At 64.8% G+C, this 26,368-nt stretch carries 29 protein-coding genes and 1 pseudogene; 14 read left to right on the top strand and 16 right to left on the bottom strand.

Going from position 1 to position 26,368, the window contains the following annotated elements:
- The first annotated feature begins 2 nt into the window (after window positions 1-2).
- Together ACIBCN_RS25130 and ACIBCN_RS25125 are read left to right on the top strand one after the other, a co-directional pair.
- Window positions 3-878: a carbohydrate ABC transporter permease gene (locus tag ACIBCN_RS25130; RefSeq protein ID WP_396994380.1), complete on the top strand. Its 876-nt coding sequence runs from the start codon at window positions 3-5 to the stop codon at window positions 876-878.
- Window positions 875-1,711, top strand: a complete 837-nt coding sequence (locus ACIBCN_RS25125; RefSeq protein WP_396994094.1) for a carbohydrate ABC transporter permease — start codon at window positions 875-877, stop codon at window positions 1,709-1,711. The genes ACIBCN_RS25130 and ACIBCN_RS25125 overlap by 4 nt, the downstream gene beginning before the upstream one ends.
- An 80-nt stretch (window positions 1,712-1,791) precedes the next feature.
- Here the strand turns inward: ACIBCN_RS25125 and ACIBCN_RS25120 are convergent, their stop codons facing one another.
- A complete protein-coding gene (locus ACIBCN_RS25120) occupies window positions 1,792-2,214 on the bottom strand; it encodes a VOC family protein (RefSeq protein ID WP_396994093.1) in 423 nt (140 codons plus the stop codon).
- Window positions 2,215-2,218: 4 nt separating this feature from the next.
- Complete coding sequence (locus ACIBCN_RS25115; protein WP_396994092.1) at window positions 2,219-3,061, bottom strand: helix-turn-helix domain-containing protein; 843 nt, start codon at window positions 3,059-3,061, stop codon at window positions 2,219-2,221.
- 130 nt (window positions 3,062-3,191) lie between these two features.
- Here ACIBCN_RS25115 and ACIBCN_RS25110 point away from each other — a divergent pair, with 130 nt between their 5' ends.
- Together ACIBCN_RS25110 and ychF are read left to right on the top strand one after the other, a co-directional pair.
- The gene (locus tag ACIBCN_RS25110) at window positions 3,192-4,115 is read left to right on the top strand and encodes a zinc-binding alcohol dehydrogenase family protein (RefSeq protein WP_396994091.1); all 924 of its coding nucleotides are present in this window, start codon (window positions 3,192-3,194) and stop codon (window positions 4,113-4,115) included.
- Between the two features lie 136 nt (window positions 4,116-4,251).
- Entirely contained in the window at window positions 4,252-5,331 is a 1,080-nt protein-coding gene (ychF, locus tag ACIBCN_RS25105) for a redox-regulated ATPase YchF (protein ID WP_396994090.1), read from the top strand.
- Between the two features lie 127 nt (window positions 5,332-5,458).
- Here the strand turns inward: ychF and ACIBCN_RS25100 are convergent, their stop codons facing one another.
- Complete coding sequence (locus ACIBCN_RS25100; protein ID WP_396994089.1) at window positions 5,459-6,277, bottom strand: Eco29kI family restriction endonuclease; 819 nt, start codon at window positions 6,275-6,277, stop codon at window positions 5,459-5,461.
- A gap of 152 nt (window positions 6,278-6,429) precedes the next feature.
- Window positions 6,430-7,269 (bottom strand): GIY-YIG nuclease family protein, encoded by an 840-nt coding sequence (locus ACIBCN_RS25095; RefSeq protein ID WP_396994088.1) that lies wholly within the window; start codon window positions 7,267-7,269, stop codon window positions 6,430-6,432.
- Window positions 7,270-7,385: 116 nt separating this feature from the next.
- Between ACIBCN_RS25095 and ACIBCN_RS25090 the strand changes: the two genes are divergently transcribed.
- Entirely contained in the window at window positions 7,386-8,717 is a 1,332-nt protein-coding gene (locus ACIBCN_RS25090) for a DNA cytosine methyltransferase (RefSeq protein WP_396994087.1), read from the top strand.
- 4 nt (window positions 8,718-8,721) lie between these two features.
- A complete protein-coding gene (locus ACIBCN_RS25085) occupies window positions 8,722-9,504 on the top strand; it encodes a very short patch repair endonuclease (RefSeq protein WP_396994086.1) in 783 nt (260 codons plus the stop codon).
- Between the two features lie 49 nt (window positions 9,505-9,553).
- Here ACIBCN_RS25085 and ACIBCN_RS25080 read toward each other — a convergent pair whose 3' ends face one another.
- Window positions 9,554-10,342, bottom strand: a complete 789-nt coding sequence (locus ACIBCN_RS25080; RefSeq protein ID WP_396994085.1) for a hypothetical protein — start codon at window positions 10,340-10,342, stop codon at window positions 9,554-9,556.
- A 288-nt stretch (window positions 10,343-10,630) separates the two neighbouring features.
- Here ACIBCN_RS25080 and ACIBCN_RS25075 point away from each other — a divergent pair.
- A pseudogene (locus tag ACIBCN_RS25075) lies at window positions 10,631-10,797 on the top strand (redox-regulated ATPase YchF); the annotation flags it as partial.
- On the opposite strand, the gene ACIBCN_RS25070 reads toward ACIBCN_RS25075, so the two are convergent.
- Window positions 10,794-11,501, bottom strand: a complete 708-nt coding sequence (locus tag ACIBCN_RS25070; protein WP_396994084.1) for a TVP38/TMEM64 family protein — start codon at window positions 11,499-11,501, stop codon at window positions 10,794-10,796. The pseudogene ACIBCN_RS25075 and the gene ACIBCN_RS25070 overlap by 4 nt on opposite strands.
- Before the next feature lie 906 nt (window positions 11,502-12,407).
- Between ACIBCN_RS25070 and ACIBCN_RS25065 the strand changes: the two genes are divergently transcribed.
- Window positions 12,408-12,689 carry a hypothetical protein gene (locus tag ACIBCN_RS25065; RefSeq protein ID WP_396994083.1) on the top strand — a complete coding sequence of 94 codons (282 nt, stop codon included), beginning with the start codon at window positions 12,408-12,410 and terminating at the stop codon, window positions 12,687-12,689.
- Complete coding sequence (locus ACIBCN_RS25060; protein ID WP_396994082.1) at window positions 12,686-13,810, top strand: hypothetical protein; 1,125 nt, start codon at window positions 12,686-12,688, stop codon at window positions 13,808-13,810. The genes ACIBCN_RS25065 and ACIBCN_RS25060 overlap by 4 nt, the downstream gene beginning before the upstream one ends.
- 59 nt (window positions 13,811-13,869) lie before the next feature.
- On the opposite strand, the gene ACIBCN_RS25055 is transcribed toward ACIBCN_RS25060, so the two are convergent.
- Together ACIBCN_RS25055 and acpM are read right to left on the bottom strand one after the other, a co-directional pair.
- The gene (locus ACIBCN_RS25055; protein WP_396994081.1) at window positions 13,870-14,313 is read right to left on the bottom strand and encodes an SRPBCC domain-containing protein; all 444 of its coding nucleotides are present in this window, start codon (window positions 14,311-14,313) and stop codon (window positions 13,870-13,872) included.
- A 38-nt stretch (window positions 14,314-14,351) separates the two neighbouring features.
- The gene (gene acpM / locus ACIBCN_RS25050) at window positions 14,352-14,657 is read right to left on the bottom strand and encodes a meromycolate extension acyl carrier protein AcpM (protein ID WP_396994080.1); all 306 of its coding nucleotides are present in this window, start codon (window positions 14,655-14,657) and stop codon (window positions 14,352-14,354) included.
- 120 nt (window positions 14,658-14,777) lie between these two features.
- Here acpM and ACIBCN_RS25045 point away from each other — a divergent pair, with 120 nt between their 5' ends.
- Complete coding sequence (locus ACIBCN_RS25045; RefSeq protein WP_396994079.1) at window positions 14,778-15,725, top strand: MerR family transcriptional regulator; 948 nt, start codon at window positions 14,778-14,780, stop codon at window positions 15,723-15,725.
- On the opposite strand, the gene ACIBCN_RS25040 is transcribed toward ACIBCN_RS25045, so the two are convergent.
- The gene (locus tag ACIBCN_RS25040) at window positions 15,722-16,102 is read right to left on the bottom strand and encodes a nuclear transport factor 2 family protein (protein WP_396994078.1); all 381 of its coding nucleotides are present in this window, start codon (window positions 16,100-16,102) and stop codon (window positions 15,722-15,724) included. The two genes, ACIBCN_RS25045 and ACIBCN_RS25040, sit on opposite strands and share 4 nt — an antisense overlap.
- Window positions 16,103-16,293: 191 nt before the next feature.
- Here ACIBCN_RS25040 and ACIBCN_RS25035 point away from each other — a divergent pair, with 191 nt between their 5' ends.
- A complete protein-coding gene (locus ACIBCN_RS25035; protein ID WP_396994077.1) occupies window positions 16,294-16,878 on the top strand; it encodes an NADPH-dependent FMN reductase in 585 nt (194 codons plus the stop codon).
- Window positions 16,879-16,900: 22 nt separating this feature from the next.
- On the opposite strand, the gene ACIBCN_RS25030 is transcribed toward ACIBCN_RS25035, so the two are convergent.
- From ACIBCN_RS25030 to ACIBCN_RS25010, 5 genes are all read right to left on the bottom strand, one after another.
- Complete coding sequence (locus ACIBCN_RS25030; protein ID WP_396994076.1) at window positions 16,901-17,254, bottom strand: hypothetical protein; 354 nt, start codon at window positions 17,252-17,254, stop codon at window positions 16,901-16,903.
- A 42-nt stretch (window positions 17,255-17,296) separates the two neighbouring features.
- The gene (locus tag ACIBCN_RS25025; protein WP_396994075.1) at window positions 17,297-19,159 is read right to left on the bottom strand and encodes a lipase family protein; all 1,863 of its coding nucleotides are present in this window, start codon (window positions 19,157-19,159) and stop codon (window positions 17,297-17,299) included.
- A 101-nt stretch (window positions 19,160-19,260) separates the two neighbouring features.
- On the bottom strand, window positions 19,261-19,578 hold the full coding sequence (locus ACIBCN_RS25020; RefSeq protein WP_396994074.1) for a hypothetical protein: 318 nt from the start codon (window positions 19,576-19,578) through the stop codon (window positions 19,261-19,263).
- Window positions 19,579-19,698: 120 nt separating this feature from the next.
- Complete coding sequence (locus ACIBCN_RS25015) at window positions 19,699-20,319, bottom strand: hypothetical protein (protein WP_396994073.1); 621 nt, start codon at window positions 20,317-20,319, stop codon at window positions 19,699-19,701.
- Between the two features lie 46 nt (window positions 20,320-20,365).
- The gene (locus ACIBCN_RS25010; RefSeq protein ID WP_396994072.1) at window positions 20,366-21,226 is read right to left on the bottom strand and encodes an NAD(P)H-binding protein; all 861 of its coding nucleotides are present in this window, start codon (window positions 21,224-21,226) and stop codon (window positions 20,366-20,368) included.
- A 143-nt stretch (window positions 21,227-21,369) separates the two neighbouring features.
- Here ACIBCN_RS25010 and ACIBCN_RS25005 point away from each other — a divergent pair, with 143 nt between their 5' ends.
- The gene (locus ACIBCN_RS25005) at window positions 21,370-22,359 is read left to right on the top strand and encodes an Lrp/AsnC family transcriptional regulator (protein WP_396994071.1); all 990 of its coding nucleotides are present in this window, start codon (window positions 21,370-21,372) and stop codon (window positions 22,357-22,359) included.
- Here ACIBCN_RS25005 and ACIBCN_RS25000 read toward each other — a convergent pair.
- Window positions 22,356-22,847 carry a MarR family winged helix-turn-helix transcriptional regulator gene (locus ACIBCN_RS25000; RefSeq protein ID WP_396994070.1) on the bottom strand — a complete coding sequence of 164 codons (492 nt, stop codon included), beginning with the start codon at window positions 22,845-22,847 and terminating at the stop codon, window positions 22,356-22,358. The two genes, ACIBCN_RS25005 and ACIBCN_RS25000, sit on opposite strands and share 4 nt — an antisense overlap.
- 74 nt (window positions 22,848-22,921) lie before the next feature.
- Here ACIBCN_RS25000 and ACIBCN_RS24995 point away from each other — a divergent pair, with 74 nt between their 5' ends.
- Window positions 22,922-24,379, top strand: a complete 1,458-nt coding sequence (locus tag ACIBCN_RS24995; RefSeq protein ID WP_396994069.1) for an MFS transporter — start codon at window positions 22,922-22,924, stop codon at window positions 24,377-24,379.
- Between the two features lie 257 nt (window positions 24,380-24,636).
- Here the strand turns inward: ACIBCN_RS24995 and ACIBCN_RS24990 are convergent, their stop codons facing one another.
- Entirely contained in the window at window positions 24,637-25,614 is a 978-nt protein-coding gene (locus tag ACIBCN_RS24990) for a helix-turn-helix transcriptional regulator (protein ID WP_396994068.1), read from the bottom strand.
- Window positions 25,615-25,706: 92 nt separating this feature from the next.
- On the opposite strand from ACIBCN_RS24990, the gene ACIBCN_RS24985 reads away from it, so the two are divergent.
- Complete coding sequence (locus ACIBCN_RS24985; protein ID WP_396994067.1) at window positions 25,707-26,354, top strand: TIGR03086 family metal-binding protein; 648 nt, start codon at window positions 25,707-25,709, stop codon at window positions 26,352-26,354.
- Window positions 26,355-26,368 lie beyond the last annotated feature (14 nt).

Here is a 26,368-nt window from a genome sequence, read left to right as displayed (position 1 = left end):
GGTTGGCGCGGAAGCGGGAGCGGGCAGGGTGGGCGTTCGTGGCGCCGAATGTGGCTGCGGTGGCGGTGTTCCTGTTGTTTCCTTTGGGGTTTTCGCTGTATCTGAGTTTTCACTCGTGGGACTTGTTCCGGCCGATGCGGTATGTGGGGCTGGACAACTACACGCGATTGTTCGGGTCGGATCCGTTGTTTCTCATCGCATTACGCAACAGCGCGGTGTTCACCGTGCTCACGCTGGTGCCGACGGTGCTGATCGGGCTGGGGATCGCGGCGGCATTGAATCGAAAGTTGTCCGGTATCGGGCTCTTTCGGACGCTGGCGTTCCTACCGCTGGTGGCTTCCACCGTCGCGATGGCGGTGGTGTGGCGGTTCATCTTCACCGAGGACGGGATGCTCAATGTCGGGCTCGGCGTGGTCGGTTTGGGCCCGGTGCCGTGGCTGACCGATCCGGACCTGGCGCTGGTCTCGCTGAGTGTGGTCACGGTGTGGAAGAGCGTGCCGTTCGCGACCGTCATTCTGCTTGCCGCGATGCAGGGGGTGCCGGAGCCGCTGTACGAGGCGGCGAAGATCGACGGAGCCGGTGCGCTGCGGCGGTTTTCGGCGATCACGCTGCCGCTGATCCGTGGGCCGCTGTCGTTTGTCTTCGTGATCACGGTCATCAACTCGATGCAGGCGTTCGATCAGGTGTACGCGCTCACCGGTAGCAACGGGGGACCGGAGACGGGGACCTATCTGCTGGGAATCATGTTGTTCCAGAACGCCTTCGGGTTCTACGAGGTCGGGTACGCGTCGGCGTTGGCCTGGGTGATCTTCGCGATTCTGCTGGTGCTCACGGTGTTGCAGTTGCGGTTTGCCCGGCGGGATGCGGTGGATCTGTGAACACGGCTCGTGGCAGGGCGCTGCTGCGCGGGGCGGGGATCTACGCGGTGCTGATCGGCATCGCCTGGTGCGCGTTGGCGCCGATTCTGTGGGCGTTGTCCGGGTCGTTGAAGCGGGAAGGGGAGGTCGCCGAGGGGAGCCTGCTCCCGGCGATCCCGCAGTGGTCCAACTACGGCAAGGTGTTCGAGCTGCTGCCGCTCGGGCGGATGCTGCTCAATACCGCGGTCTACGCGGTATGCGTCACCGCGGGGCAGGTGTTCTTCTGCTCGTTGGCGGGGTATGCGTTCGCGCGCTTGCGGTTTCGTGGCCGCGACGTGCTGTTCGTCGCTTACCTCGGCACGCTCATGGTGCCGCTGACCGTCACGGTGATCCCGCAGTTTCTGTTGATGCGTGCGTTCGGCTGGGTGGACACGCCGTGGGCGATGATCGTGCCCGGCCTGTTCGGCAGCGCCTTCGGCACCTACCTGATGCGCCAGTTCTTCTACACGCTGCCAATGGAATTGGAGGAGGCGGCCATCCTCGATGGCTGCTCCACCTGGCAGGTCTACTGGCGAGTTCTGTTGCCGCACACCCGCCCGGCGCTGATGGTGCTCGGCGTGCTCACCTGGATCACCGTCTGGAACGACTTCCTATGGCCGCTCGTCATGATCCAGCGCAACGAGATCGCTACCGTCACACTGGGATTGGTGCGACTCCAGGGGCAGTATTACACCCAGTGGCCGATTCTCATGGCCGCCTCGATGGTCGTTCTGTTTCCGCTGCTCGTGGTGTACGCGATTGCCCAACGCGCGTTCATCCGCGGCATGGCCATGTCCGGTCTCGGCGGCCGTTGAGCGCCTGACGGCCCGACCGCACCTAGTGCTGTCAGGCCGTAGACCCCAGGTGGACTTACGCGGTGCTCCCGGCCGCCGGGCTACTCGCCCCAGTAAGTGCCGAAGCTCCAGAGGTTGCCCTCAGGATCGCGGACGGTGAACCCGCGCGAACCATAGTCTTCGTCGCGCAGACCGCGAAGCACCTCGGCCCCTGCGGCGGTCGCGCGCTCGAGCAGGGCGTCCGGGTCGTCGCAGACCACATAGGTCGAGTCGTTGCCGGGGACGCGCTTGCCGAACACGCTCTCGTCCTTGCAGGCGGACCCGAACATCACGCCGCCGCCGAGCGGCCAGCGCAGTTCGGCGTGCTCGACGATCGACGGGTCGTCTTCCCGGGTGTACATCGCGGTCTCCTCGAAGCCGAACGCTTCGACGAGGAACTTGGACATGGCTTTGGCGTCGCGGAAGGTCAGCGTGGGCCAGACGGCGGTGCGGGTGGTGAGGTCGGCCGGTGTTGAATTCGTCATGCGTTCAGCGTCGCTCGACGGACCGGTCGGTGTCTTGGACGGATGGAATCTCCGCACTCAGCCAGACCGTCGGGCTGGTGCCGGCCAGCGCGGCGAAGTCGCGATTCAGATGCGCCTGGTCGTAGTAACCGCAGCTGGCCGCCACCTGCGCGATGGTGATGAACGAGGGAGTGCGCTCGAGCATCCGGCGGGCCCGTTCGAACCGGGTGACCCTGGCCGCGAGCTTCGGACTCAGCCCGAACTCGTTGCCGAACCGGCGGGCGAGGTGCTGTCTGCTCCAGCCGATGTCCTCGACCAGCGAGCTGACCGGCCGGGTGCCGCCGGAGTCGACGAGCGCCCGCCAAGCCCAGGTCAGCTCGGGTGCGACCACGCGATCGGGTTGGGCCAGCTCGGTCAGGATCCGATCGACCGTGGCGAAGCGTTCCGGCCAACCGCTCGGTTCCTGCAACCGCTCCCACAGCTCGCACCCCACCGGACCGACCACGTCCGCGAATTCCACCGACGTGTCCCACAGCGCCGCGGCGGGGACGCCGAACAGCGCTCGGCTGCCGAGCGGGGTCAGCGCGACCGAGACACCCTCCTGATGACCGGTATGCGAGATCAACGCCGTGCTGGCCTGCAGCCCGCCCACCGAACAGCGATAGTCCTGCGGGGATTGGCTCGGATCCGTCTGCGCCACAACGTCGATCGTCGGGCCGATGCTGATGATGAACGTCATGTGCGCCGAGGGCAGGCCACGATGCAGCCCCGCCGGATAACCCGTCATGCGGTAGCCGAGGTAATGATCGATGAACGGCGTGAGCATGGGCGCCGGTCGCGCTGTCACCACCTCGGTGCTCGGCTCCATGCAGGTCACGCTACGCCGCCCACCGGCGACCGCAAGCGCGGTGAGATGGAGCACTCGGCGGCGAAATTGGGTATGAGCACACAGCTACGGCTGGTTACCGTGTCCTCTTCTAACGATTTCTGGAGGTGTGATGCGGCGGGTCCAATACGAGCGCAGCGGTGGTCCTGAGGTGCTCGAGGTCGTGTCGGTCGAGGTGCCGACGCCGGGACCCGGGGAACTCCTGATCCGGGTGGAGGCGATCGGGGTGACGCTGCCGATGGTGCGGAAGGTGCGCGAGCAACCCGAGCCGATCGCGCTGGGTGGCGAGGTCGCGGGTGAGGTTGTCGCGGTCGGTGACGGCGTCACCGGATACGCGCCGGGGTATCGGGTGACCGGGCTGGTGTTCGGGCACGGATACGCCGAGTACGCACTGGTCGCGGTGGCGATGGCGTCGCCGATTCCCGACGGTGCGTCGGCCGTGGACGCGGTCGCGCTGGTGCGCAGTGGGTTGGTCGCGCTCGGCGCGCTCGCGGCGGCGAACCCTCGGGAAGGTGAGTCGGCGCTGATCACGGCGGCGGCCAGTGGCGTCGGGCATCTCGCGGTCCAGCTTGCGCGGGTGCGTGGCGCGTCCCGGGTCGTCGGTGCGGTCTCGGATCAGTCCAAGGCGGAGTTCGTGCGTGAGCTCGGCGCCGACGAGGTGATCGAATACGGGCAGGAGTCGTGGGGCGAGCCGGTCGACTATGTGCTGGACGCGGTCGGCGGCGACCTGCTCGGGCCCGCGCTCGCCGCGCTCGTTCCCGGCGGCAGGCTGGTCGCCTACAGCTCCGGCGGCGGCACCATCCAGGCGTACGACCTGCTCGCCGGCGGCAAGTCGGCGATCGGATTCCAGATCGCCCGCATCGCCAAGGGGCAGCCGGGCTTGTTCGAACAGTGGCGGCAGGAGCTCTGGCAGTACGTCGCGTCGGATCAGCTGCGGCCCGTCGTGCATGCCGAATTCGCGCTCGACGACGCCGCCGAGGCGCACGCGCTGATCGAGGACCGCGGCAATCTCGGCAAGGTCGTGCTTATCCCCTGATCATCGGTAGGGCAGGCGCGGGTCGAAGGCTCGCGCCTGCCGCGTAGACTCTCGTTCTCGTGAGCGAGCGAGCGAGCGAACTATCCAGCACAGCGTCTGAGACGTACGAGAATGCCGAGCGAAGCGAGGCAATCTCGTGAGTCTCACCCTCGGAATCGTCGGCCTGCCCAACGTCGGAAAGTCGACGCTTTTCAACGCGCTGACCAAGAACGACGTGCTTGCCGCGAACTATCCGTTCGCGACCATCGAGCCGAATGTCGGCGTGGTGCCGCTGCCCGATCCGCGGTTGAACAAGCTCGCCGAAATCTTCGGTTCGGCGAAGATCCTGCCCGCCGTGGTGTCGTTCGTGGACATCGCGGGCATCGTCAAGGGTGCCTCCGAGGGCGCCGGTCTCGGCAACAAGTTCCTCGCCAACATTCGCGAAGCCGACGCCATCTGCCAGGTGGTCCGCGTCTTCGCCGACGACGACGTGGTGCACGTCGACGGTCGCGTCGACCCGCTCGCCGATATCGAGGTGATCGAGACCGAGTTGATCATCGCCGATATGCAGACCCTGGAGAAGGCGATCCCGCGGCTGGAAAAAGAAGCCAGGATCAAGAAGGACCGCAAGCCCCTGCTCGACGCGGCCAACGCGGCGAACGCTGTCCTCGACAGCGGCCAGACCCTCTACTCCGCGCGCACCAAGCTGGATGGCGAACTGCTGAAAGAGCTTTCGCTGCTCACCACCAAACCCTTCCTCTACGTCTTCAACGCCGACGAGTCCGTCCTCACCGACGACGCGAAGATCGCCGAGCTGAAAGCCGCCGTCGCCCCCGCGGACGCGGTGTTCCTCGACGCCAAGGTCGAAGCCGAACTCCTCGAACTCGACGACGAATCCGCCCTGGAACTCCTGGAATCCATCGGCCAAACCGAACCAGGCCTGAATGCCCTGGCCCGCACCGGCTTCCACACCCTCGGCCTGCAGACCTACCTCACCGCGGGCCCGAAAGAGTCCCGCGCCTGGACAATCCACCAGGGCGACACCGCCCCCAAAGCCGCAGGCGTCATCCACACCGACTTCGAACGCGGCTTCATCAAAGCCGAAATCGTAGCCTTCGACGACCTCGTCCAACACGGCTCCATGGCCGCCGCCAAAGCCGCAGGCAAGGTCCGCATGGAAGGCAAGGACTACGTCATGGCCGACGGCGACGTCGTCGAATTCCGCTTCAACGTTTAGGTGCGCCCATACCTTCGAAGTGCGGGTTTTCTACGGTGGCTTGTCTAGCTGCGTCTAGCTCTGTCTATATTGGGATAGATCGCTGAGTCCTGCGTTTATTCTAAATAAGTCGCTCAATATTCAGACATCACATTTCTTGAATGCCGACCTGTGCGATCAGTTCGTGGATGATGGCCTGCGCATCGGTGAAAGGAGAGTTGTTTTCAAAATGCTCGGCAACCTGCGACTCAATGGTAGCGACCGTCTTCGCGTCTTCGAGCAGGGAGTTGCCTGCCCAGACTCGTCCAGGATGAAGCGTGTCCCAAGGTGATCGCTTATTTGTGCGAGTTTCTGCGTCGTCTCCATGTTTTCCGAAACCTTCGAGAATATTGATTTGTTTATTCCATATTGGCTTGAACAGGTTGATCAGCGCATCCTCTGCAGCAATTTGCCATCCGCTCGCTATGACGAGTCTCCGGCAGTGGAAGTCGTCCAGTGAGAGATTGATGGCCCTGTTGATGTTTGTTCTGTGTTCCATGAGTCGTTTGGATAATTTCGTTCCTTGTTTTTTAGGCGTGCGAGCACCGGATGGCGGATTGGCCTTACCGACATAGATTGGGGTCTCGGTTCCTCTGATCGGCGAGTAGATCTGCTCACTGCCGATGTAGTAAAGGGCGTATACGCCAGAGCCATATATCTTGTCGATGGTGACGTTGCTCAGTGGTTGGGCGTCTTGGCCGAGTAGCGCGATGGCTGCGAACACCCCGAACAGCCCGGAATCGGACGGATCGAAAACGGCTTGTGGTTGACGAACTGGATCGAGGGAGGCGACACTCTTGGAGAGTTCAGCGACGACGTCTTCCAGCTCGGTACGCCGTGCATTGGTTAACCTTGCTGGTAGGTCGACGACATCGTGTGTCAGCAGCTGTATATCGGCTACAAGCTTCCTATGACGATGGCTGGTCACCGAACTCCTCGTTCTTCCGGGTCGATCAATTCTCTGCCGGAGTGGTCTAGTGATATGTCAACGGGCTTGCGCGACGCTGATGACTGTACGCGTGGATTTGCTATTCGGTTGCCTGATTATCGTGACAGCTGCCGTGCTCGGCAGGTCGATACTCACTCGTCAAAGGCGAGGATATCGTCTGCGGTCATCTCTTCGGGAGATGCTTCGGGGGATGCTTCAATCGTATGGCCGGATCGGTAGTATCGCCAGGCGCTCTTGTACTCTTTTGGAGATTCTGCATACATGATCACGTAGCCCATGAGTGCTGTAATCTGCCAGATATCAGGCGAAACCGCCGAAACCATTCGGAAGGCAGCGTCTGCGGACAAGTCAGCTGCGGGCACCTCCACAAGCTGCAATCTCGCCCTGGGGGGTTCTGCATATCGGAAGTTGTATGGCAGCGCCATCTTGAGAGATTTCAGGAAGGCCGCGAGAGTAGTCCTACCGTGCGTGAGCCCTTCGACCGGTAGGTCCAAGTTTATTGGGTACATGACATCAAAGTGATTGTGCTTGAGGAGTGTCGTATCACGCTGGCGGCCCGGATCCTTATTGCCGAAGCCATTGTTGTTCCAAGGAATGCCTTTAAGTTCCTTGTGGTGGCTTATGAGAAGCTGCTCCGGGGCCAATGCGGAGAAATCCTCGGCGACGTATAGGCAGGAGAAACTGACGGTGCCGATGTTAATGTTTTGTCGCCCTGAGATCTTATGCAAATGGTTTCGGAGCCGACTGGGGAGAGATCGGTCTGCCTTGCCCACGTAGACGAATTTGCGGTCCAGATACAGCTGGTAGACGCCGGGCCGCTCGTCCAGCCGTAGGAGATTCTCCTCTGCCAGCGGTGCCGGTTCTAGGTGGGACAATGCTTCGGCGAGCTGATCACCCAGCGCTTTGGTGATGCTCAATCGGAAGTCGTCATGGTAGGTGCCCCGACCGCTGGGCCTGGCTGCCTGCGTCATCCGGTTCGCTCCTTCGATAGTGCTTGTCATCCAGAACCCTATGGGCTCAATCACTTACAGTCGACTCGCCATGCGGAATGTCGCGAGGGTTGCTGGCTCCGCGGTATGGTCTCCGTATGGTTGACCAGCCACAAGAAGCGAAGAAGTCGCGAACGAGTGTTGAGCTGTTCGCTGGCGGGGGCGGCCTTGCTATGGCCGTCCACCAGGCGGGTTTCCGGCCGCTCTTGTTCAACGAGTTCAACAAGCGGGCATGCGAGACCTTGGTCGCAAGTGCTACGAAGACGCTCGGTGTTGATGGTCTTGTGTCCATCGAGGACGTCTGCCCTAAGCCTCCGAGGCGAGGGGAACCCGCTCCTCTCTATCCGGGAGATGTGCGAGACCTCGATTTGACTCGACTGCAAGGCAAGGTTGATGTCCTCGCTGGAGGTCCACCTTGTCAGCCCTTCAGCGCCGGAGGTGTGGCTAAAGGTGATGAGGACAAGCGCAATATGTTTCCCGCCATGTTCAAGGCGGTTCGTGATATCCGGCCGAAGGCTGTAATCTGCGAAAACGTCCGAGGCCTACTTCGCCCCTCCTTCGCCGAGTACTTCCAGTACATCTTGAATGAACTCCAGCTCCCATTCGAGAAGAGGGACGACGACACGAGGTGGCAGGACCACAACGCGCATCTGACTGGAATCCTCGGAAAGCTCTCCGAGGATGATAGTGATTGGGATCATTATAAGGTCGTGATGGTTCCTGTTAATGCGGCCGACTATGGAGTCCCCCAGGTGCGCAATCGCGTAGTTATCGTTGCCTTCCGTGCAGATCTGGGCGTCGATATGGAGGCATTCGAAAAGTACGTCAAAACTCCGCGCTTCTCTGAAGCGGCCTTGTTTCGTTCTATGCGTGACGACGACGGCTCGTACTGGAATCGTCATGATGCCCCTGACCATGTGAGGTCTCGGGTCCAGGCGCGTTTGCCAAGAATCATCAAGGAAGACGACTGCCAGCCTTGGCGCACGTTGCGTGACGCAATCGCTGGTAACGGAAAAGACCTGCCAAAGCTACCGCCAGTCGATCTCAATCGACTTCACGAGAAGTTCGATTTTGGTAAGGCAATCGATGTCGTTGATCATGTCGGATGGCCGGGTGCCCGGATCTATAAAGGTCACACACCGAACGAGCTTGACCGACCGGCCAAGACTGTCAAGGCTGGCGTTCATGGTGTGCCGGGTGGGGAGTCGGTAATGCTGACAGACGAGTTGGATCCCGCTGACGGCATGAACTACCGGCACCGATATATGACCGTTCGAGAGACTGCCCGTGTGATGACCTTCCCAGACGAGTGGCTTGGCTCAGGCCCTCGGGGCGAGCAGATGCGGCAGTTGGGCAACGCAGTCCCGGTTGTTCTCGGTGAGTTCTTCGCCGAGGCGGTTGCGGACGCCCTTCTGGCTGCTGGACACTGAAACCATGCCGCAGGCAGGGGATGGTGGGTATTGGGGGGAGCGACTTCCCCCGGAGCGGGCCTACAAGCGCCGTGCGGGCTCCGTCGCTCCAGCGGTCGAGCAAGACCGCGCAGCAGGTGGTCGCAACAAACGCAATGTTGACCTCGGCGGAGGTCGACTTGCACGAGCTTCCATCACCCTGAGGCTGTATCGGCGCACTCGTCGAATCCGTGCGTATTTGCGTTGGTCTCGTGACGGCAAGACTGAGGAGAAGTACGTTTGCGAAGTCGGGAACGACTCACGCAGGGGCAATCTCGCTGAGGCGTGGCAACGAGCCCGGGAGAAAGGCTTTATCGTCGAGGAGTCGCTTCCGCCTGAGTCGAAGGCTTCGTCGCTTGAGGTACGTGCCGTCATGCGCGCCAACCGGCACAAGGACACTGAACCAGAGTTGGTACTGCGTAGAATGCTCTACCGGCGCGGGTTGCGTTACCGAGTTGACACCAAGCCACTTGCGGAAATTCGCCGAAAGGCTGATGTAGTTTTTCCGCGTGATCGAGTCGCTGTCTTCATGGACGGCTGTTTCTGGCACGGATGTCAAGAGCATCACCGCCCGGCAGTGAAGAACGCGGACTTCTGGCACGACAAAATCGAAGCTAACCGTGTCCGGGACACCGAGACGAATGACAGACTGAGGTCAGCGGGCTGGACCGTCGTTCGAGTTTGGGAGCATGATGACCCCCGCAGCGCGGCCGAGCAAATTGACCAGTTGATCAGACGGCTGCGCGCCATGCAACTTGAGGGGTGCTAGTTTAAACGTCCTGTTGCGGGATCAAAGTAGTCTGTGCGAGCCAGGAGTCTCACGAAATATCTGCTAAAGGCTGAGAAGGATCCGGCGCCGCAGCGATATCATCGCCGCAAGGTGCACTGCTGGCCAGGTATTCCTCATAGGTTGTTTTATGCATGGGAAAGTCCGGGAGCTTGGACCACGAGAGTGTGTTGCCTACTTGCGCCGCGACGAGATTAGCAAGGTGCTCTGCGGCGGCTCGGTAGATTCTAGCGCAGGTGATTGCTCCGTGTAGGACTAACGAGTGTTTGCCGGTTTTCGTTGGCTTCAGAACTGCCGAGGCAGGTACAGAGGTTCCCCGTATCGGGCCGGGCCAAATCTCACTCTGCCAACCGCTGGCTAGTCCGTGTGCCAGGCAATGGCGTACTTGCATCCAACCTTGTGCGTCGTGTCGAGCCCTTTTCCAGTCCAGCTCTATTGGATTCCACAAGCGTTTTCCGGCCTCGGGGGGATACCAGACGTCGATGCTGAAGCCGACTCCAATTGCCGATTTCGTGCCCGGGAACTCTTTAGTCGCGAGTCGTTCGATTTCTTCGATATCTGGGTTGTTTAGTTTTACATTCTTGACAATTTGCGCGAAACTCTGGCCTTGAAGGTGTAGCGCGGTGGCAAAAAAATCCTCTACGAAGCCCTCGAACGCCGCTACGGCACCAAGCGTGATAGCGGGAGCGAGCGCGGCAGCGTTACCCACTCCACCGGGTTTGCGGGGGTGTAACGCCAGTAAGCGGGACGGAACAATCAGTGACCGTGCGTATCGATCGACGCTGTCCTGAAGGCTAGGCGCGAGTACGGCGGTGGTCACGAGGCTCCCTATGGCTGGAGTGTACGAGCTAGTGAAGGTTCTCACATCTGAGCGAGGTGTGGCGAGGCCTCCCCGAGGCGATTGTGCCAGGCGGACAGATCTCCGTGCTGAAGCAGCCAGGCGTCTCCGAGCAGTCCTTCGTGAATCCTGCTGGTGTCAGGCGGCGCTCCTCGGCTTGGCGTGATACGCGGGCGATAAAAGTCGATGCAGATCCGTTGGCATGTATCACCATCTCGTCGGACCAGTGCCTCCGTGGTCGAGCTGAGCTGGCTCGTGTCCCTTTAGCCATACCTCCTCGACCTACAGATCCATCTCACCGAAATCTCGAAAGAGTCCCGCACGTGGACGATCCGCCAAGACGACACCGCGCCAAAGTCGCAGGCAAGGTCCGGATGGAAGGTAGGGATCACGTCATGGCAGATTGCGACGTGGTCGAATGCCGTTTCAACGTCTAAGGTTTCGGTGCTGGTTCGACTTCTTCACCGCGGTGGCGCCAAGTGCGGTAGGTGCGATGGGCGGCGTAGGCGCCGATGATGGTGGTGATTATGCACCAGACGGTGATTGCGGTGTAGGCGAGGGGGGCTGAGAGGTCGCCTATTGAGGCGCCTAGGGCGGTGTAGACGAATGCTCTTGGAGTGGAGCCGATGAAGGCGCCGGTGGCCATTTGCCATAGCGGGACGCCGAGTGCGCCGAACAGGTAGGACGCCAGGGCGTCTGGGGCGCCGGGGACGAAGCGTTGGCCGACTACGGCCCAGAGGTCGCGTCGTTCGATCTGTGCGTCTAGGCGTTCGGCGCGTTCGGCGCCGAGGAGTCCGCGCGCACTTTCGCGGCCTGCCCGGCGTCCGAGGAAACTGGAGGATGTCGCGGTGCCTACCGTCGCGCCCAACGTCACGAATGTGCCGACCAGCGGGCCGAATAGGAGACCGCTCCCGGCGGCGAGGATCGGGCCGGGGACGAGGATGGCACCGAGTAGGGCCGACACCATCGCGTAGGCCAATGGCGCGGCCGGGCCCGTCGACGCGATCATGTCGCGCACGCCTTCGACGTCGATCACTCGTACGACGGCAACGAGATAGAACATGCCGAGCAGGAATACGATGCACAACGCGAGCCGTGTGCCGTGTCGCCACCGGCTGGTCTGCGAGGAGTCGTCGGTCATGGTGCGCCCAACCCTGCCGCACGTTGACTGCGGCCGCGAATCGAGTCTTATTATGGCTGCCCGTCTGAGGGCGGCGGCTTGCACGCGCGGCGGTGGCGCGTCTGGCGGGCTGGCGCGAATTGTGTTCGCAGGGGTGGGATCGGGGGTGACCGACTGTCGGCGGCGAAGGCTTCAGGCAGTGGAAATGCCTGAAGCCTTCGTCGCTGGCGTGTCCGCGCGAACAGACGACGCCGATCCCGGTTGCTCGGCTGTCTCACACGATCATCCGGGGGCTTTAACCGCGCCTCGAAATTACCGGCCGGTAGCGTCGGCTAATCACTATAACGATAAGCCTGCCGCACGTTGTGCACGTCCTCCAGACGTTGGCGCGTGGACGCTACACAGTTCAGACAGGCGGGACTGCCGATAAACGCTGGTAGGAGGGGTACCGCGGCACTGACCTGATCGTTGGCCGGTGGGAGCGTTGGACTATCACAGGACTGCGATGAGACAGCGGTTTTCACCCGTTGGACAAGGGCTGGACCCTGCCGGTCGGTGATCGACCGTCCAGTTGGACGGCTAATTGTGGAATCTTCCACTCTGCGTTGGTCGTTCGTTCGTAATCTGCCCTGGAGCGGTGCAAGATGGTCTGCTGCTGGCCCCGAAACCGGGGCCGGTCCCTCGATCCTGAGCGCGAACTCGGGAGACGGGGATTGTCGCGACTTGCTCGTCGAAGTCTCGGCTGTCTCAACCGAATTGGTAGCCCGAGGTGCAGGTTCGCTCTGTCCCGTCGGTGGGGGTTTGCGCGCGCAATGAGAGTCGAACAGTGCCGGGCCTTGGACTACCTCGATAAGAGGAAGCGCTGTTGTGAACATCCGGGCTCTTCGGCGGCAACGCCAGGTTCAGCATTGTGCTGAGCATCGACCTGTGGCAGGTCCCTCCCTCCCCATCCCTCCCTCTCCCGCACCGGCTGTCTCTTGGCCTTCGGCATTTCTGACCGCGGTCATCGTGGTGGCCGGCCTCGGTTATCACTTCATGCTCGTCGCGCGGGGCGTCGAACCGGAACGCGCGGTGAAATACCTGATGATGATCGCGATTCCGCTTGTTTCGCTGGCACTGCCGAGCAGCGCGGCGGGGATCGCGGTGCGCACGGTGTGCCGTCTGCTCGGCTCGGCCCTCGGTGCGCAGGGTAGTGGCGGCGCACGATGAACGATCTGGTGTTTCCTACTCATCCATCAGAGGGCTCGACAGGTGATTCGGCGGCCGCGTTCATGGCGATGCTGCGCAGGATTCACCAGCTCTCCGGTCTCACGGCAGGCCAGATCGCCGTCTCGTCCGGGTTGCCGCGTTCCACGGCGTACCGATTCATCGACCCCAAGAACACGACGGTGCCCAAGAGTCGAGACCAGGTCGGAGCGTTCCTGCTGGCCTGCCGCCTATCGCGAGAGGGGGTGTTGCACATGCTCGAGCTGTGGGACGAGGTCACCGGCGCCGTGCCACCGACGGACCCGGCGGACCGGATACTGCACGGGCCACTCGACGACGACAGCGCGGGTCGCGAGGGCCGTGCCCCGGCGCAGACCCCGGAGCCGGGCTTCTACCCCTGGGAGGACCCGGCACGATGGCGTGATTCCACCATGCGATACCAGCGTTTGGAGGGACCGGCGGGCCTGCAATGGATGGGCCGAGACGGCATGGCGGCGGCGCAGCACATCTACGCACACCTCGGGACGTGCCCGATGTGTGCGGAGCATGATCAGCCACGTCGGCGGACCTCGGCGGTGCCGATATCGATACTGGGCCGCGCCTTGCCTTTGATGCTGCTGTTGGTGACCGTCGCTCCGATGGCATTCGCCCTGTGGCTCGGCCACCAATTCAACGGCCCGATCGCCGGCCTCTTCGCGCTCAACATCGTCACCGCGTTATTGATCGGCACCGCGAAGTGGGTGCACAAACCGTACGGCGTCAAGCTGCTGACCCCGGCATGCCTCAGCGCGGCATTACTCGCCGGTCTCAGCACCGGGACGTTGGCCGCGGTCGCGGCCGCGGCGCCGCTGGTCGGGGTACTCACCGGCTTCACAGTTTTCACCGGAACACCACTGTGGGTCGGGCTGACCAACCTGTCGAACATCGCCACCGCCCGTGGCGCGTTCATCCTCGTCGCCGCGGCCTGGTGCGGAATCGCCCTCGGCTACGCCGCCAGCCTCACCATGTTCTCGGCCGCCGGTGCCGTCCTGGTCGGGGCGATGGGATCGGCGATGACCGTGATGCAGCTATCGAGCAGGGTGTTCGAGGAAGCTTCGAGCGTGAACGCCACGGCGCAGTCCTAGGCGGTCGGGTCGACCTCGTGGCGCACTGGCGACCCGACCACCTCCGCATTCGACCAAGGTCAGTGGTGGATCACCTCGCCGAGTCGCGGCAGGACTGAACGCTTCCAGTGTCGCTCCATGGCGTTGCGGAGCATCTTCTGCCGACGGTCTTCGATGTCGAAACCCGTCTGCGTCAACAGAAGTCGGGTACCACGGCCCTGGGGGTGCAGCTGCCAGTCGACAACCCACCGGGCAGGGTGCTCACCCTGCGGATATACCCAGCTGTAGGTCAACTGTGCGCACCGCTGGGCCGCCAGTACTTCGCAGGCGATCTGGTTGATCGAGGCGGCCGGAATGGTGAATTGGAAGTGGGTTCCGACCGAGGCGGCGAATCCGGTCGGGCGAAGCAGCCACCGCTCCAGCAGCTCCGGCTCCGTCAACGCGCGCCATACGGTGTCCGGTGGCTGCGGGAAGAAGTTGCCGAGTTCGATCGCAGCGGGATTCAACCGCGCATCAGCAATCACCTACGCACCGCCTAGCGGCGGGGACTGCGGACCCGGGTTCAATTCCCTTGGCCTTCCTTGAATTTCGCCTCCATCTCTGCGGCGAGTCGGGGCTGCTCGGCCTCCATTTTCTGGACGTACGCCACCGCGTCGCCGACAGTTCTCAGGGCCGCCATGTCTTCGTCGGGGATTTTGACCTCGTATTTGTCCTCGAGTTGCACGGCGATCTCCACCAGCGACAGCGAGTCGATGTCCAGATCGTCGACGAAGGATTTCTCCAGCATCACCTCGGCGGCCTCGATGCCGGTCACCTCCTCGACGATCTCCGCGATCCCTGCGACGATTTCTTCCTGCGTAGTAGCCACGGCTCACCCTCTCTTCGATGCGATCACATATCTGCGGTACTCGGCGCGCCGTCCAGGACGGCGGTCGATCGGCAGTGCCAGTACGCTAAGAGCTCCACCGGGGTGGAGGTTCAATAGGTTGTGACAGACGACATACCGGCGCGGGCGCTGGTGAGCATCGGGGAATTGGCGCGGAGCACCGGGCTTGCGGTGCGAACGATCCGGTTCTACTGCGACGAAGGCATTCTGGAACCACGCCGCAGCCCAGGCGGGCATCGGATGTTCGACGCCGATAGCGCCACCGAACGATTGCTGCTGGTCCGGCGGTTGCGCGCGCTCGGCCTCGGGCTCGGCTCGATCACCGAGGTGCTGCGCGGCGAGCAGTCGATCGCCGAGGCCGTCGCCGCCGAAAGTGCGCGCCTCGACATCGAATTCAGGTCGCTGGCATGGCGGCGGGCGTCGGTGCGGGCAGTCGAGACGGCCGCGCCGACGCAACGGGCCGAGCGACTCGCGTTGCTGTCTGCCGCGCAAGACGGTGGTGCGGTGCATGATTGCCTCGTCCGGTTCTGGTGGCGCATCCTCGCGCCGATACCTCGGTGCGACGTGGCAGGCTGGGTGTGCTGGAATGTCCCGGAGCCGCCCGCTGATCCGTCCGTCGACGAGGTAGTCGCGTACGCCGGGTTGGCCGCTTTGGCTGTCGACCCAGAAATGAACAGTGTTGTGCGACAGCATCTCTGGCGGATGCAGCCGGATCTGATCCGCGACCCCCGAGAGTTGTACGCCGACGTGGGCGACGTGATGGTGGATGTGGTGACGCTGATCACCGAAGGCGTGCGGCCGCGCGATGGTAGCGAAGTCGATCGATTCGTCAATGCCCATGCCACTGCGCGAGGGGAATATGATTCTCCGCGTTTCCGCGAGCGATTGCTGACCGGTGCCACCGACACGGACCACCGGATCCATCGCTACTGGGCTCTGACGGCGCAGCTCTTCGGACCCCGCGTCACCGTTGGGCCGGCCTATAACTGGCTGATCGACGCACTGGCCCATTCCGCCGACCTTGCCGATGGACCAGCACGGCGGACTTAGTCCATTAGCTCGACCCACTGCGTGCGAGAGGGGCCAGGGGCGAAGGAATCGCCGAAATACTGTGTCTCGCGGACTACTTCCGCACCCTCGAATTCCATGATGCTCACGACGTGAGACGGTTCGCCGTCGTAGGTGAGGACGAGTTCGCTGATCCACAGATCGCCGCCGCCGAGTATGCGTCGAACGGTGAAGCGTTTCGCGCTCGGCGGAGCTTCGCGCGAGGCCTGAATATTATGCCGCCCGCGGATGCGCTCGCCGGATTGCGGGTACTCGAGAACCGCGTCGGCTCGGTAGATTTCGTGTTCGGTCGTGAAGTCGTTGGCGTCAGACGCCGCCCAATGGCGCCGCAGGGCTATCCGCGAATCGTCGTCGTGCATGGCGAACCTTCCTTCTGTGGCTGCATGCCGCAGGGTACTCGGGCGGCTTCACGGGAAGGCGCGGTTCGCTGCGGGGGCCTGAATGGGTCATTTGACCAAGGTTTGGTTGCCAGCTCACCGCAATTTGACATCAACCTTTGTTGATGTTCGACGCTTACTCGCATCACCTGCAAGCGTCGAAAGGAATTGTTATGACGAAGAATCCGGTCAAGGTCGCCGTGATCCTGGGAAGTACGCGGGCGGGCCGGTTCGGCCCGACGGTCGCGAACTGGTTTGTCGAGCACGCCGAACGGCGTGACGACATCGCGGTCGACCTCATCGATCTGGCGGAAGACCAACTGCCCGCGCATCTGTCGAGCGAGCCGGAACCCGACGGCGCGCGAGCACTGCGGTCCGTGGGTGCGCGCCTGACCGCGGCCGACGGCTTCGTCGTTGTGACGCCCGAGTACAACCACAGCTATCCGGCGCCGCTCAAGAGTGCGATCGACTGGCACTTCACCCAGTGGCAGGCCAAGCCGATCGGATTCGTCTCTTACGGAGGCGTTTCCGGCGGCTTGCGCGCGGTGGAACACCTCCGCCACGTCTTCGCCGAACTGCACGCCGTCACCGTCCGCGACACCGTCAGCTTCCACGGCGCCGGTCAACTCTTCGACCCGACAGGCAAATTGACGGACCCGTCGGCTCCCGCAGCCGCCGCCGACCAACTGCTCAACCAACTCGTCTGGTGGGGGTCCGCCCTCCGCTCGGCCCGCGCCGAACGGCCGTACGCGGCCTGATACCAAGCTAATTGGCTGCCGCTCAGCGAGTGGCGCGGTGCGGCTCTGGGTGATCCTTGCGGCGGATGCAGGCGGCACCGGCTCGGGGAAGCACTGCGTCACACCGTGGTTCGCCCCGGCCGGCGACGATCCGGTTCAGGTCGCCCGGGTCCACTCCGGCGCGAGCGCGCGCCAAGGCGGCACGCAGTGCGGCCCTGGGATCGGGGCCGTCCGGACCCCAGCCCTGCGACATCGCCGCATTGATCTCGTCCTTCGACATCACCCTGGCGATCGTCTCGTCGAGCAACCCGGCGGCGGCGACGGTGCGAATCAGACCTGCCGGTGCGGGTTCCGGCCGGTAGTCCCACCCGTCGAGGCCGATGTCTTCAACCAGCACGTCGAGTAGCACCAGCGCTTGCCACAGTTCGGTGGCTAGTGGTTAGTGGCTGGTCAGGGGGGTGGGGAGGGGTTGGCCGCAGTTGTTGGGGGTGGGGGTGTTGGTTAGGTGGTCGGCGAACCATTGGATGACGCGGGGGGCGACGGCTTCGTCGTTTTGGGTGTCGTGGCCGACGTTGGGGTTCCATTGGGTAGTCACCGGGGTGCCTGCGGCGCAGTAGCGGTCGACGAGGGCGGCGGTGAATTTCGGGGGGACGAGTTTGTCCTCCAGGCCTTGGGCCAGGTAGACGGGGACGCCAGGGGGTAGATCGGGGGCGCGGTTTTCCTCGAAGGCTTGGCGCCATGCTGGGTCGGCGAGTGGGTCGCCTTTGAAGTAGTCGCCCATGCCGGGGACGGTGGTGATCCGGGCGAAGAGTGCGGCGAAAGGCATTGCGGCGCAACCGGCTCCGGCCATTTCCTGGTTGCGTGCCGCAGCTTGCGGGGTGAGCAGGGCGTTGGGGTCGAGTTGGGGGTAGGTCTTTGCGTACTGGGTGGTGAGGAAAGGGGTGACGGCCCAGCCGTTGAGGAGTTGGGGTGGGCGTTCCCGGAGGATGCCCGCGATGTCGGACGCGGGGGCGGTGGCGGCGTCGGCGACGAGGTGCAGTTCGGGTGCGTAGGTGGGTGTTTGGGCCGCGGCGGCCAGGGAGATGAGGCCGCCCTGCGAGATGCCGTAGATCAGCATGTCGGTGCCCGCGCCGGTGCCGGGGAGGTTGCGGGCGGCGCGGGCGGCATTCACGGTGTCGCGGCCCTGGTCGGTGGCGACGAGGTAGTGCTCGCCGTCGCCGGTGCCCGCGGCGCCCGCGTAGTCACTGGCGGTGACCACCCAGCCGCGGTCGAGCGCGTCGTTGAGCCAGGGCATGGATGCGGCGATACCGGATTGCCTGCTCGGCGCGCATTCGGCACCGAGGCTGACGGTGCCGTGGGCGAAGTTCAGGATGGGGCGGTCGGTGCCCTCGGTGAGCGGCGTCCAGACCATGCCGGACGACACGGCCGGGGTGCCGTTCCGGTCCTGGGACCAGTACAGGATCCGCTGGCCGTGGCCGTGCACGCCGGGCAGTGACATTGGCGACGAACGGATCACGGTGCCCGGCGGCTGGGGTGAAATACCTTGTGGCACTTCGTAGAAGGCGGCCAGCCGGGTTTGCTCCGCGTCCTGCCTGGCGGCCTGGGTGACGATTGTCCCGTACCAGCCGAGCGTCACGGCGAGCACGATCAGCTGCACGGTCACCGCGGCCGGACGCCACCAGCGCAGGGTGCTCGCGCGCGGCAGGGGCGCGGTCAGCCGGACGCCGCGGACCACCATCGCCACCCCGGTGATCAAGAGCGTGATGATGGTCCACGCGGTGAAATCCAGGCCGGTGCGAAACGGCAGCGTGGCGAGAATCAGGCCGGCGAGCACCTGCCAGCCCGCGAGTGCGGCGGACGCGACGACGACGTCATCCCGCTGTGTTCCGGCCGACAGCCCGCAGCTCCCGACCCCGATCCAGCACGCCCCGACCCACACCAGCGAGAGCGACACCGGCATGGTCAGCACCGCGATTCCGAGCGCACCGAACCCGGCAGCCAGCACCGCCTCGATGCCCAGCAATCGCCGAGCACGCACAACTCGCGCGGATACGTGGCTGGCGTCGTCCGACGCCTGACCCGGCTCGGCAGCCGCCGAACTCCCGCTCCGCGCCAACCACCACCGGGCGGCGGCGGACGCGCCGAGCACCAGCATCGCGACCGCGACGACCACGCGTCCCTCGATCAGCGAGACGCCGAAGGGTGAGTACAGCAATACACCCGACACGATCACTGCCAGCCCGGGCAGCCACCAGGCAATCCCACGTGCGTCCCAGGTCCGGGCTTTGCTACCGCTCACCATGGCCTCCGTCTTTCGGTTACGCGGCAAACAGCTCGATGCCGATAACTCTACGGACGGCTAACGAGCGATCTATGTGATCTTCGTCGGCGCGCGGTCCCGGCTCAGCGGTTCCGCCACCGCCACCGCGCCCACTTCCTGGCCGCCGGGCTGACGGCGAGAACCGGGAGAAACAGTACGAAGCCGACCAACGCGACGGGAATCATCACGTAGATGAGCAACTCGCCGAGTACTTGAACGATGGTGGGAACGGCGAAGGGTAATGCCAGCACCGCCAGCGCAATCGCCAGCGGATAGGCGCCGCCCGAGGCCGCGACGATCGCGGCGAACGCGAATCCGGCCGCGAGTACGAGACCGAGCAGGGCGACGAGATAGTTGTCCCACCATGCGTGTTGTTTCGTGTGAATCGAAGCGCCTCCCATGACGTCGGGTCCGACCCAGCCGCAGAGCCTAGCGCGCGAACCGCGCCTCAGCCGGCAAAGTCCCCGATCACGTTGTCCACCCGCTTCTTCCGCGCACCGAATGGGACACGCGAGTAGCCCTCACATCTCGTTCGGCGCGTCTTCTACCGGTTCTATCGTGGCGTCGGCGAAGAGGGGAAAGTCGGCGGCTTCCGGGGAGTCCGCGGCGGTTTCCTCGCCGATGTAGAGGTCGAGGTGGTGGGGACCGCTTGCGCCCGGGATGAATTCGTCGCCGATAGACCATTCCGCGGCTTGGTATTTCGTGCAGGTAGCGGTGGCTTCGGGATCGAAGATGCCGCAGTCGGTGAGGCGCAGGCGGGTGCCCGGTTCCAGGCCGTCGGCCGCGGCGCTGTGGAAGGGTTGCAGGATTTCGCCCGCGGCGTCGCGGGGGTGTGAGTCGAGCCAGAAGCCGGAGTCGTAGGACCAGTTCAGGTAGGCGCCTGCGTTGCTGCCGCTGGTGATGCGGCCGGTGCCCTCGTCGCGTACCGCGTCGACGAAATCGCTGGGCAGGTCGCCGAGTTGGGCGTCGGAGTCGGCGCAGTCGATAGCGGTGCAGCCGTGCACCGTCTCGCGCGGTCCGTCGTGGTAGGACTCGACGGCGGTGTAATACGCCGTGACGGTCCAGTCGGACCACTCGCTCTCGCCGGCGTCGCACCCGGTCGCGAGGACCGACACGGCCAGCAACCCCACACCCAGCCTCACACTCTGATCGTACGGGGGTTGCCGCCGTGCCGCCGCCCGGGCCGAGTCAGGCTGCGGCGGAACAGAACTCGGCGGCATGATCGACTGCCCACTGCCGGAAGGTGCGTGATGGTTCGCCGGTGAGCCGCTCGACGGTGTCGTGCACAACGGACGTGAAAGCCGCCAGCGCGGTGGCCCGCAGCGCCATGATCGCGTCCGCCAGGTCGGCGGGAACGCCGTGCTCGAGAAGGGCCCGTCGTGCCTGTTCCGGTGCGACTTCGACGAATTCGAGCGGTCGGCCGAGTACCTCGGCGAGGACGGCGGTCTGCTCGCGGGGGGACAGCGCCTGCGGTCCGCTCAGCGTGTAAACCTGACCGTCGTGCCCGTCGGCGGTGAGTGCCACGGCCGCGACCGCCGCGATATCGCGCGGATCGATGACGGCTATTCGCCCCTGGCCGTATGGCGCGTGCACGGCACCGTGCGCGCGGATCGTGCCTGCCCAGTGCAGTGCGTTGGACATGAATCCGAGCGGGCGCACGATGGTCCACGGCACGCCGGCGCCGCGCACGGACCGCTCGCCCGCGCGATGCCAGGTGGGGATGGGATCGGTGGCGGTGTCGTCGCCGGTGCGGCCCGACGACAGCTTCACCAGGCGTGCGACGCCCGCCGCTGCGGCCGCCTGGGCGACGACGGCGTCGTGCTCGGGAATCGCGGGGCCGGTGGACAACAGGAACACCCGATCCACGCCTGCCATGGCGGCGGCCATGTGGGTGGAATCGCCAAGGTCGGCTCGGACCACCTCGATGCCGGCGGGCAGGCGCGCGTCCGCCGGGTGTCGGCTGGTTGCACGAACGTGTTCGCCCGCGGCACGCAACTGGTCGATCAGCGCGCGGCCGACGGTTCCGGTGGCACCCGTTACGAGAATCATGGTGTCGCTTTCTCTTCCGATGGCGCGGGCGTTCCGGTCGAGCGCTCGCTGCCTGGACCAGAGTGCGACCGGAATCGTCAATCGATCCATCTGCTGCCTGCAGATAGTGGAAAGTTTCCATTTGTCGTGGTGATATGAAAGGAATGACCACACTGGACGAAGTGGATCGCGGCCTGATCCACGCACTGCACATCGACGGCAGGGCACCGTTCAATCAGATCGGTGCAGTGCTCGGTGTGTCCACCCAGACCATCGCCCGCCGGTACCGCCGGCTCCGCGCGGAGGCCGGTCTGCGCGTTGTCGGGTTACCCGACGTGGGCGGAATTGGAAAGGCGCAGTGGCTGGTTCGGCTCACCACCACGATGGCCGCCGCGCGAAACCTCGCCAACTCGCTGGCCCGCCGCTCCGACACCTCGTGGGTCAAGTTGATGTCGGGCGGCACCGAAATCTTGCTCATCGTCGATGTCCCGCTGGGCGCGCAGACCCGATCGATACTGCTGCAAGACATTCCGCGTACAGCTGGCATCACGGGGGTGTCCGCGCATCTGGTGCTGCATACCTATCACGGCGGACCCGGAGTGTGGCGCGGACATGTCAACGCCCTGAATGCCGCTCAGCAGCAACAGCTTCGGATCAGCGTCGACCGACCGCCGCGAAATCAGGCACTGTCCGCCGCCGAGACCGCCTTGCTCGGCGCACTGAGCCGTGACGGCCGCTCCGGACTCGCCGAGCTCGCCACGGCGACCGGCTGGTCACCGGCGACGGTCACCCGGCGCCTCGCCGACCTGCGGGCGACCGGCGCGCTCTTCTTCGATGTCGAATTCGACGACGCGCACTTCGGCGCGACCACGCAGGCGCTGCTGTGGATGTCGGTCGCCCCGGCCCACCTCGACGCGGCCGCCACCGGGCTGGCCGGGCACGACGAGCTCGCCTTCGTCGTCGCGACCACCGGCTCGGCGAACCTCGTCGCCCAGGCGATGTGCCCGGATCCTGCCGCCCTGCACGGGTACCTCACCGGCCGCCTCGGCGAGCTCGGGGAGATCCGGACGCTGGAGACCGCCCCGGTGCTGGCGACGATCAAGGCGGGTGGCCGGACGGTCTCCGAGCTGACATCAGTCAAGGGGATCCGCTAGACCGATTGCCGCACCCCTGGCGGGCGCGGCCACGGATTGTCTTCGATGTGCTCGACGGACTGGTTGAACCGCGCGATCAGCCTGCTCAACTGGTCGACATCGGCATCGTCCCAGTCGGCGACCACCGCACCGATACCGTCCCGGCTCTGCAGGCGATCGGCCGCCAGCGCGTCCAGTCCCTTGCCGGTGGCCTGGATCTTGCGGGCGATGCCGCCGTCGGGGTCGGGGACCCGGTCGACGAGGCCCTGCTTGAGCATCGCGCCGACCTGGCGGTTGATCGTGGAGATGTCGAGCTGGAACGTCTCGGACAGCTCACGCAGGCTGAGCGCGGTGTCGAACTCCAGCCTGGTCAGGATGAGAAAAGCCGAGCGGTCGAGCTGGAAACCTGGACGGCGCAGCAGGGACGCGGGAAAGTGCCTGGCGAGCAGGGTCAGCTCGTAAACCAGGCGGGTGAGCGCTGCGTTGTCGGCGGGACCGAATTCGGACATGGGCCTCACTATGTCGGGTGCGTCACGTTATATCCAATTGTGCACGATACACAAGATGTGTAGCGTGCACATTTGTGACTGTTGCTGCCGACGCGTCTTCGACCGTCTCTGATTCCGACGACCGAAGGCGTCCATCGCCGGCCGTCCTCATCGCGACCCTCGGCATGGTCGGTGTCGTCGTCTCGCTGATGCAGACGCTGGTCATCCCGATCATCCCGACGTTGCCCGACCTGCTGAGCACCTCGGCGTCCAACGCCTCCTGGGTGGTGACCGCCACCCTGCTCGCCGGCGCGGTGTTCACCCCGATCAGCGGCCGGCTCGGCGACATGTTCGGCAAGCGCCGGGTGCTGTTCGTCAACCTGCTCTCGCTGGTCGCCGGTTCGGTGGTCTGCGCGACCTTCACCTCGCTGATTCCCGAGATCGTCGGACGCTCGCTGCAGGGTGCCGCGGTCGGCGCGATTCCGTTGGGCATCAGCATCATGCGCGACGAGCTGCCCGCCGAGAAGGTGGGTTCGGCGATGGCGATCATGAGCGCGACGCTCGGCGTCGGCGGCGCCCTCGGCCTGCCGCTCGCCGCGGCGATCGCGCAGAACGCGGACTGGCACATGCTGTTCTGGACCGCGGCCGGCCTCGGCCTCATCTGTGCCGCACTGGTTTTCGTGTTCGTGCCGGAGTCGCCGGTGCGCACCCCCGCACGGTTCGATTTCGGTGGCGCGGTTGGTCTTTCGATCGCCTTGCTGGCGCTGCTCATTCCGATCACCAAGGGCGCCGATTGGGGGTGGGCGAGCCCGACCACCCTGATCCTGTTCGCGGTGTCGCTGGTGGTGTTCCTCTGCTGGGGCGCCTACGAGCTGCGCCAGCGTTCGCCGCTGGTCGACCTGCGGGTTTCGGCGCGGCCGCGGGTGCTGTTCACCAATATCGCGTCTGTCGCGGTCGGCTTCGCGCTCTACGGCATGTCGCTCACCTTCCCGCAGCTGCTGATGGCACCGGAGCAGACCGGCTACGGCTTCGGCCTGACCATGGTCAACGCCGGATTAGCGCTGGCGCCAACCGGATTCGTGATGATCCTGCTCTCGCCGGTCTCGGCGAAGCTGTCCGCCGCGCGCGGCCCGAAGATCACCCTCGCGCTCGGCTCCGCGGTGATCGCGGCGGGCTACCTGTGTGCCGTGGTGCTGATGAACAGCGTCTGGGAAATCATGGTTGCGTCGATGATCGTCGCCGCGGGTGTCGGCCTTGCCTACGCCGCGATGCCCGCGCTCATCATGGGCGCGGTGCCGATCACCGAGACGGCCGCGGCCAACGGGCTCAACTCGCTGATGCGTTCGGTGGGTACGTCGACCTCGTCGGCGGTGATGAGCGTGGTGCTCGCGCACATGACCATGCAGCTCGGCGTGCACGTGTTCCCGTCCCGCGACGGATTCCACACCACGTTCCTGATCGCCACGGCGGCCGCCATTGTCGCGATCGTGCTGACCTCGCTGATCCCGATGCGCAAGGCGCCCGACGCGGCGGCGACCGTCGGTCACGCCTGATCTGAGTAGTGCGAGAAGGCCGACCCGAGTTCGCTCGGGTCGGCCTTTTTTCTAGCTCAGTTGCCCCAGTGGTTAGCGGTGTCTGTGGCAGCGCTAGCGCCGCCGTTGTCTCGCTGGTCATGCTCGACCTCTCTCACCTCCGACCTCGAGAGTCGATGCACGCACACTGGACAGGAAACTGCCTGTGAGCGTAGGAGAGTCGGCGGCCGTGGGGCAGGCGTCAACTCGCCGAAGCGTGGTATTCCGACACCCCGTGATCATTCATCCAGATCCGGGGCGACGGCTTCGGTGTAGCGGCGGGCGAGGGTGCGGAGGTGGGCGACGAGTTCCGGGGGGCCATCCACCCGGAAGTCCATCATCAGCATGCTCAGGTAGATGGCGAGGGTTTCCAGGGCGTCGGCGCCGGTCAGCAGGACGCAGGTGTCGGCGTCGACGGCCTCGACGACGCCGACCGCGGGATTGATTCGGGCTATGACGGTTTCGGCGGGGGCGAGGACGGTGACGCGGGCGTGCACTTTCCAGCCGGTGCTGGCGATGTGTCGCATGACGAAGGCGACGAGGTCGTCGTCGGGGAGTGAGCGGGCGGCGAAGCGGCGAGCGCCGGGGCTCGCCTGCTGGACTCTGGCTACGGGAATCGCACTCCAGGAATGGGTTTCGAGGTGGTAGGCGACCAGATACCAGCGGCGCTGCCAATTGATGAGTCGATAGGGTTCGACTTCTTCGCGTGCCAGGTCTGCCTGATCGATCAGCACGGTGGCGCCGTCGCGGATGGCGCCGGCGAGCGTGGTCAGGATCGCGGCGGGAACCGGGGCGTCGGGTTCGCGCGACCCGGTGGTGGCGGGGCCGATGGCGGTGGCCTCGCGTAACGCGGTCACCTTGCGTTGCAAGCGTTTCGGCAGAATCTGGTCGAGCTTGGCCAGCGCTCGGGTGACATTGTCGGTGATATCCGCGATCCCGGTGGCGCCGTCCTCGGCCAGTCCGACGGCGACCGCGACGGCCACTGCCTCGTCGTCGTCCAGCAGCAGCGGCGGCATGGTGGTGCCGCGGCCGAGGCGGTAGCCGCCGATCGCGCCGCGTCGCGCCTGCACTGGGTAGCCGAGTTCGCGCAGGCGTTGGATGTCGTTGCGCAGGGTGCGGTCGGTGATCGCTAGCCGCTCGGCCAGTTCCCTGCCGGTGTGCGCGCGATCTTGGAGGAGTGCTAGCAAACGCAGTACGCGGACTATGGTCGGCGTCACATTTCACCTCTGGAAAATTAGGAACGGAACTAGCCTAATCGACTCATAGGCTGATGTCAGAAGCAAGGAACACCAACTCGAAAGGTCCTGACATGAACGCCACCACCACCTCCATCGCCACCCTGAGCCCCGTGTGGCGCGACGTTCTCGCCGAGTCCTACCGCGCCCTGGCAAACGTTGTCGCCGGCGTTCGCGATTACCAGTGGCAGCTGCCGACGCCGTGCTCGGCATGGACGGTGACGCAGGTGGTTCAGCACGCCGCGGGCGATCAGCTCGCCTACGCCGCGGCCCTCGGCATCGGCGCCGGGCCCGCGTACGACCCGTTCGACCCGTCCGGAAGTGTCGACGGCTCGCTGACGGCGCTGGTCGATGCCGCGATCGAGCAGACCGCGGCGGCCTGGGCGACGGTCGCCGACGGCACCGAGGCCGTTCCGACACCGCTGCCGCACGGTGCGCTGCCGACTCCGGTAGCCGCCGTGATGTGCGCACTGGACGCCGCGGTGCACGCGTGGGATATCGCGATCGGCACCGGCCAGGCGTCGCCGTTGACCGAAGAACTGGCCGGGTATCTGCTCACCGCCGCGCGTACCGGGCATCCGGCACCCGGTAGCGGCCAGGAAGCGGAAATCGTTGAGCCGCTGCGGCAGTGGGGAGCCTACGCCGCGGTTGTCGACGAGAAGTCCGATGGCAGCGCGGTCGCCGAGCTCCTGCACTACCTTGGTCGCGTCCCGCGCGTCTGAAGTGTTCGGCCGTA

The organism is Nocardia sp. NPDC051052, from assembly GCF_044456045.1.
In the GTDB taxonomy this organism is placed as follows: Bacteria; Actinomycetota; Actinomycetes; order Mycobacteriales; family Mycobacteriaceae; genus Nocardia.
This window is presented reverse-complemented; position numbering and strand designations above follow the sequence as displayed.

What these genes read in the sequence shown, in the direction of transcription:
- ACIBCN_RS25035 (WP_396994077.1), top strand. Translation starts at nt 16,294, where the DNA reads ATGACGAAGAATCCGGTCAAGGTCGCCGTGATCCTGGGAAGTACGCGG.
- ACIBCN_RS25110 (WP_396994091.1), top strand. Translation starts at nt 3,192, where the DNA reads ATGCGGCGGGTCCAATACGAGCGCAGCGGTGGTCCTGAGGTGCTCGAG.
- ACIBCN_RS24985 (WP_396994067.1), top strand. Translation starts at nt 25,707, where the DNA reads ATGAACGCCACCACCACCTCCATCGCCACCCTGAGCCCCGTGTGGCGC.
- ACIBCN_RS25005 (WP_396994071.1), top strand. Translation starts at nt 21,370, where the DNA reads ATGACCACACTGGACGAAGTGGATCGCGGCCTGATCCACGCACTGCAC.
- ACIBCN_RS25090 (WP_396994087.1), top strand. Translation starts at nt 7,386, where the DNA reads ATGGTTGACCAGCCACAAGAAGCGAAGAAGTCGCGAACGAGTGTTGAG.
- ACIBCN_RS25000 (WP_396994070.1), bottom strand. Translation starts at nt 22,847, where the DNA reads ATGTCCGAATTCGGTCCCGCCGACAACGCAGCGCTCACCCGCCTGGTT.
- ACIBCN_RS25120 (WP_396994093.1), bottom strand. Translation starts at nt 2,214, where the DNA reads ATGACGAATTCAACACCGGCCGACCTCACCACCCGCACCGCCGTCTGG.
- ACIBCN_RS25085 (WP_396994086.1), top strand. Translation starts at nt 8,722, where the DNA reads ATGCCGCAGGCAGGGGATGGTGGGTATTGGGGGGAGCGACTTCCCCCG.
- ACIBCN_RS25020 (WP_396994074.1), bottom strand. Translation starts at nt 19,578, where the DNA reads ATGGGAGGCGCTTCGATTCACACGAAACAACACGCATGGTGGGACAAC.
- ACIBCN_RS25060 (WP_396994082.1), top strand. Translation starts at nt 12,686, where the DNA reads ATGAACGATCTGGTGTTTCCTACTCATCCATCAGAGGGCTCGACAGGT.
- ACIBCN_RS25115 (WP_396994092.1), bottom strand. Translation starts at nt 3,061, where the DNA reads ATGGAGCCGAGCACCGAGGTGGTGACAGCGCGACCGGCGCCCATGCTC.
- ACIBCN_RS25070 (WP_396994084.1), bottom strand. Translation starts at nt 11,501, where the DNA reads ATGACCGACGACTCCTCGCAGACCAGCCGGTGGCGACACGGCACACGG.
- ACIBCN_RS25095 (WP_396994088.1), bottom strand. Translation starts at nt 7,269, where the DNA reads ATGACGCAGGCAGCCAGGCCCAGCGGTCGGGGCACCTACCATGACGAC.
- ACIBCN_RS25025 (WP_396994075.1), bottom strand. Translation starts at nt 19,159, where the DNA reads ATGGTGAGCGGTAGCAAAGCCCGGACCTGGGACGCACGTGGGATTGCC.
- ACIBCN_RS25040 (WP_396994078.1), bottom strand. Translation starts at nt 16,102, where the DNA reads ATGCACGACGACGATTCGCGGATAGCCCTGCGGCGCCATTGGGCGGCG.
- ACIBCN_RS25010 (WP_396994072.1), bottom strand. Translation starts at nt 21,226, where the DNA reads ATGATTCTCGTAACGGGTGCCACCGGAACCGTCGGCCGCGCGCTGATC.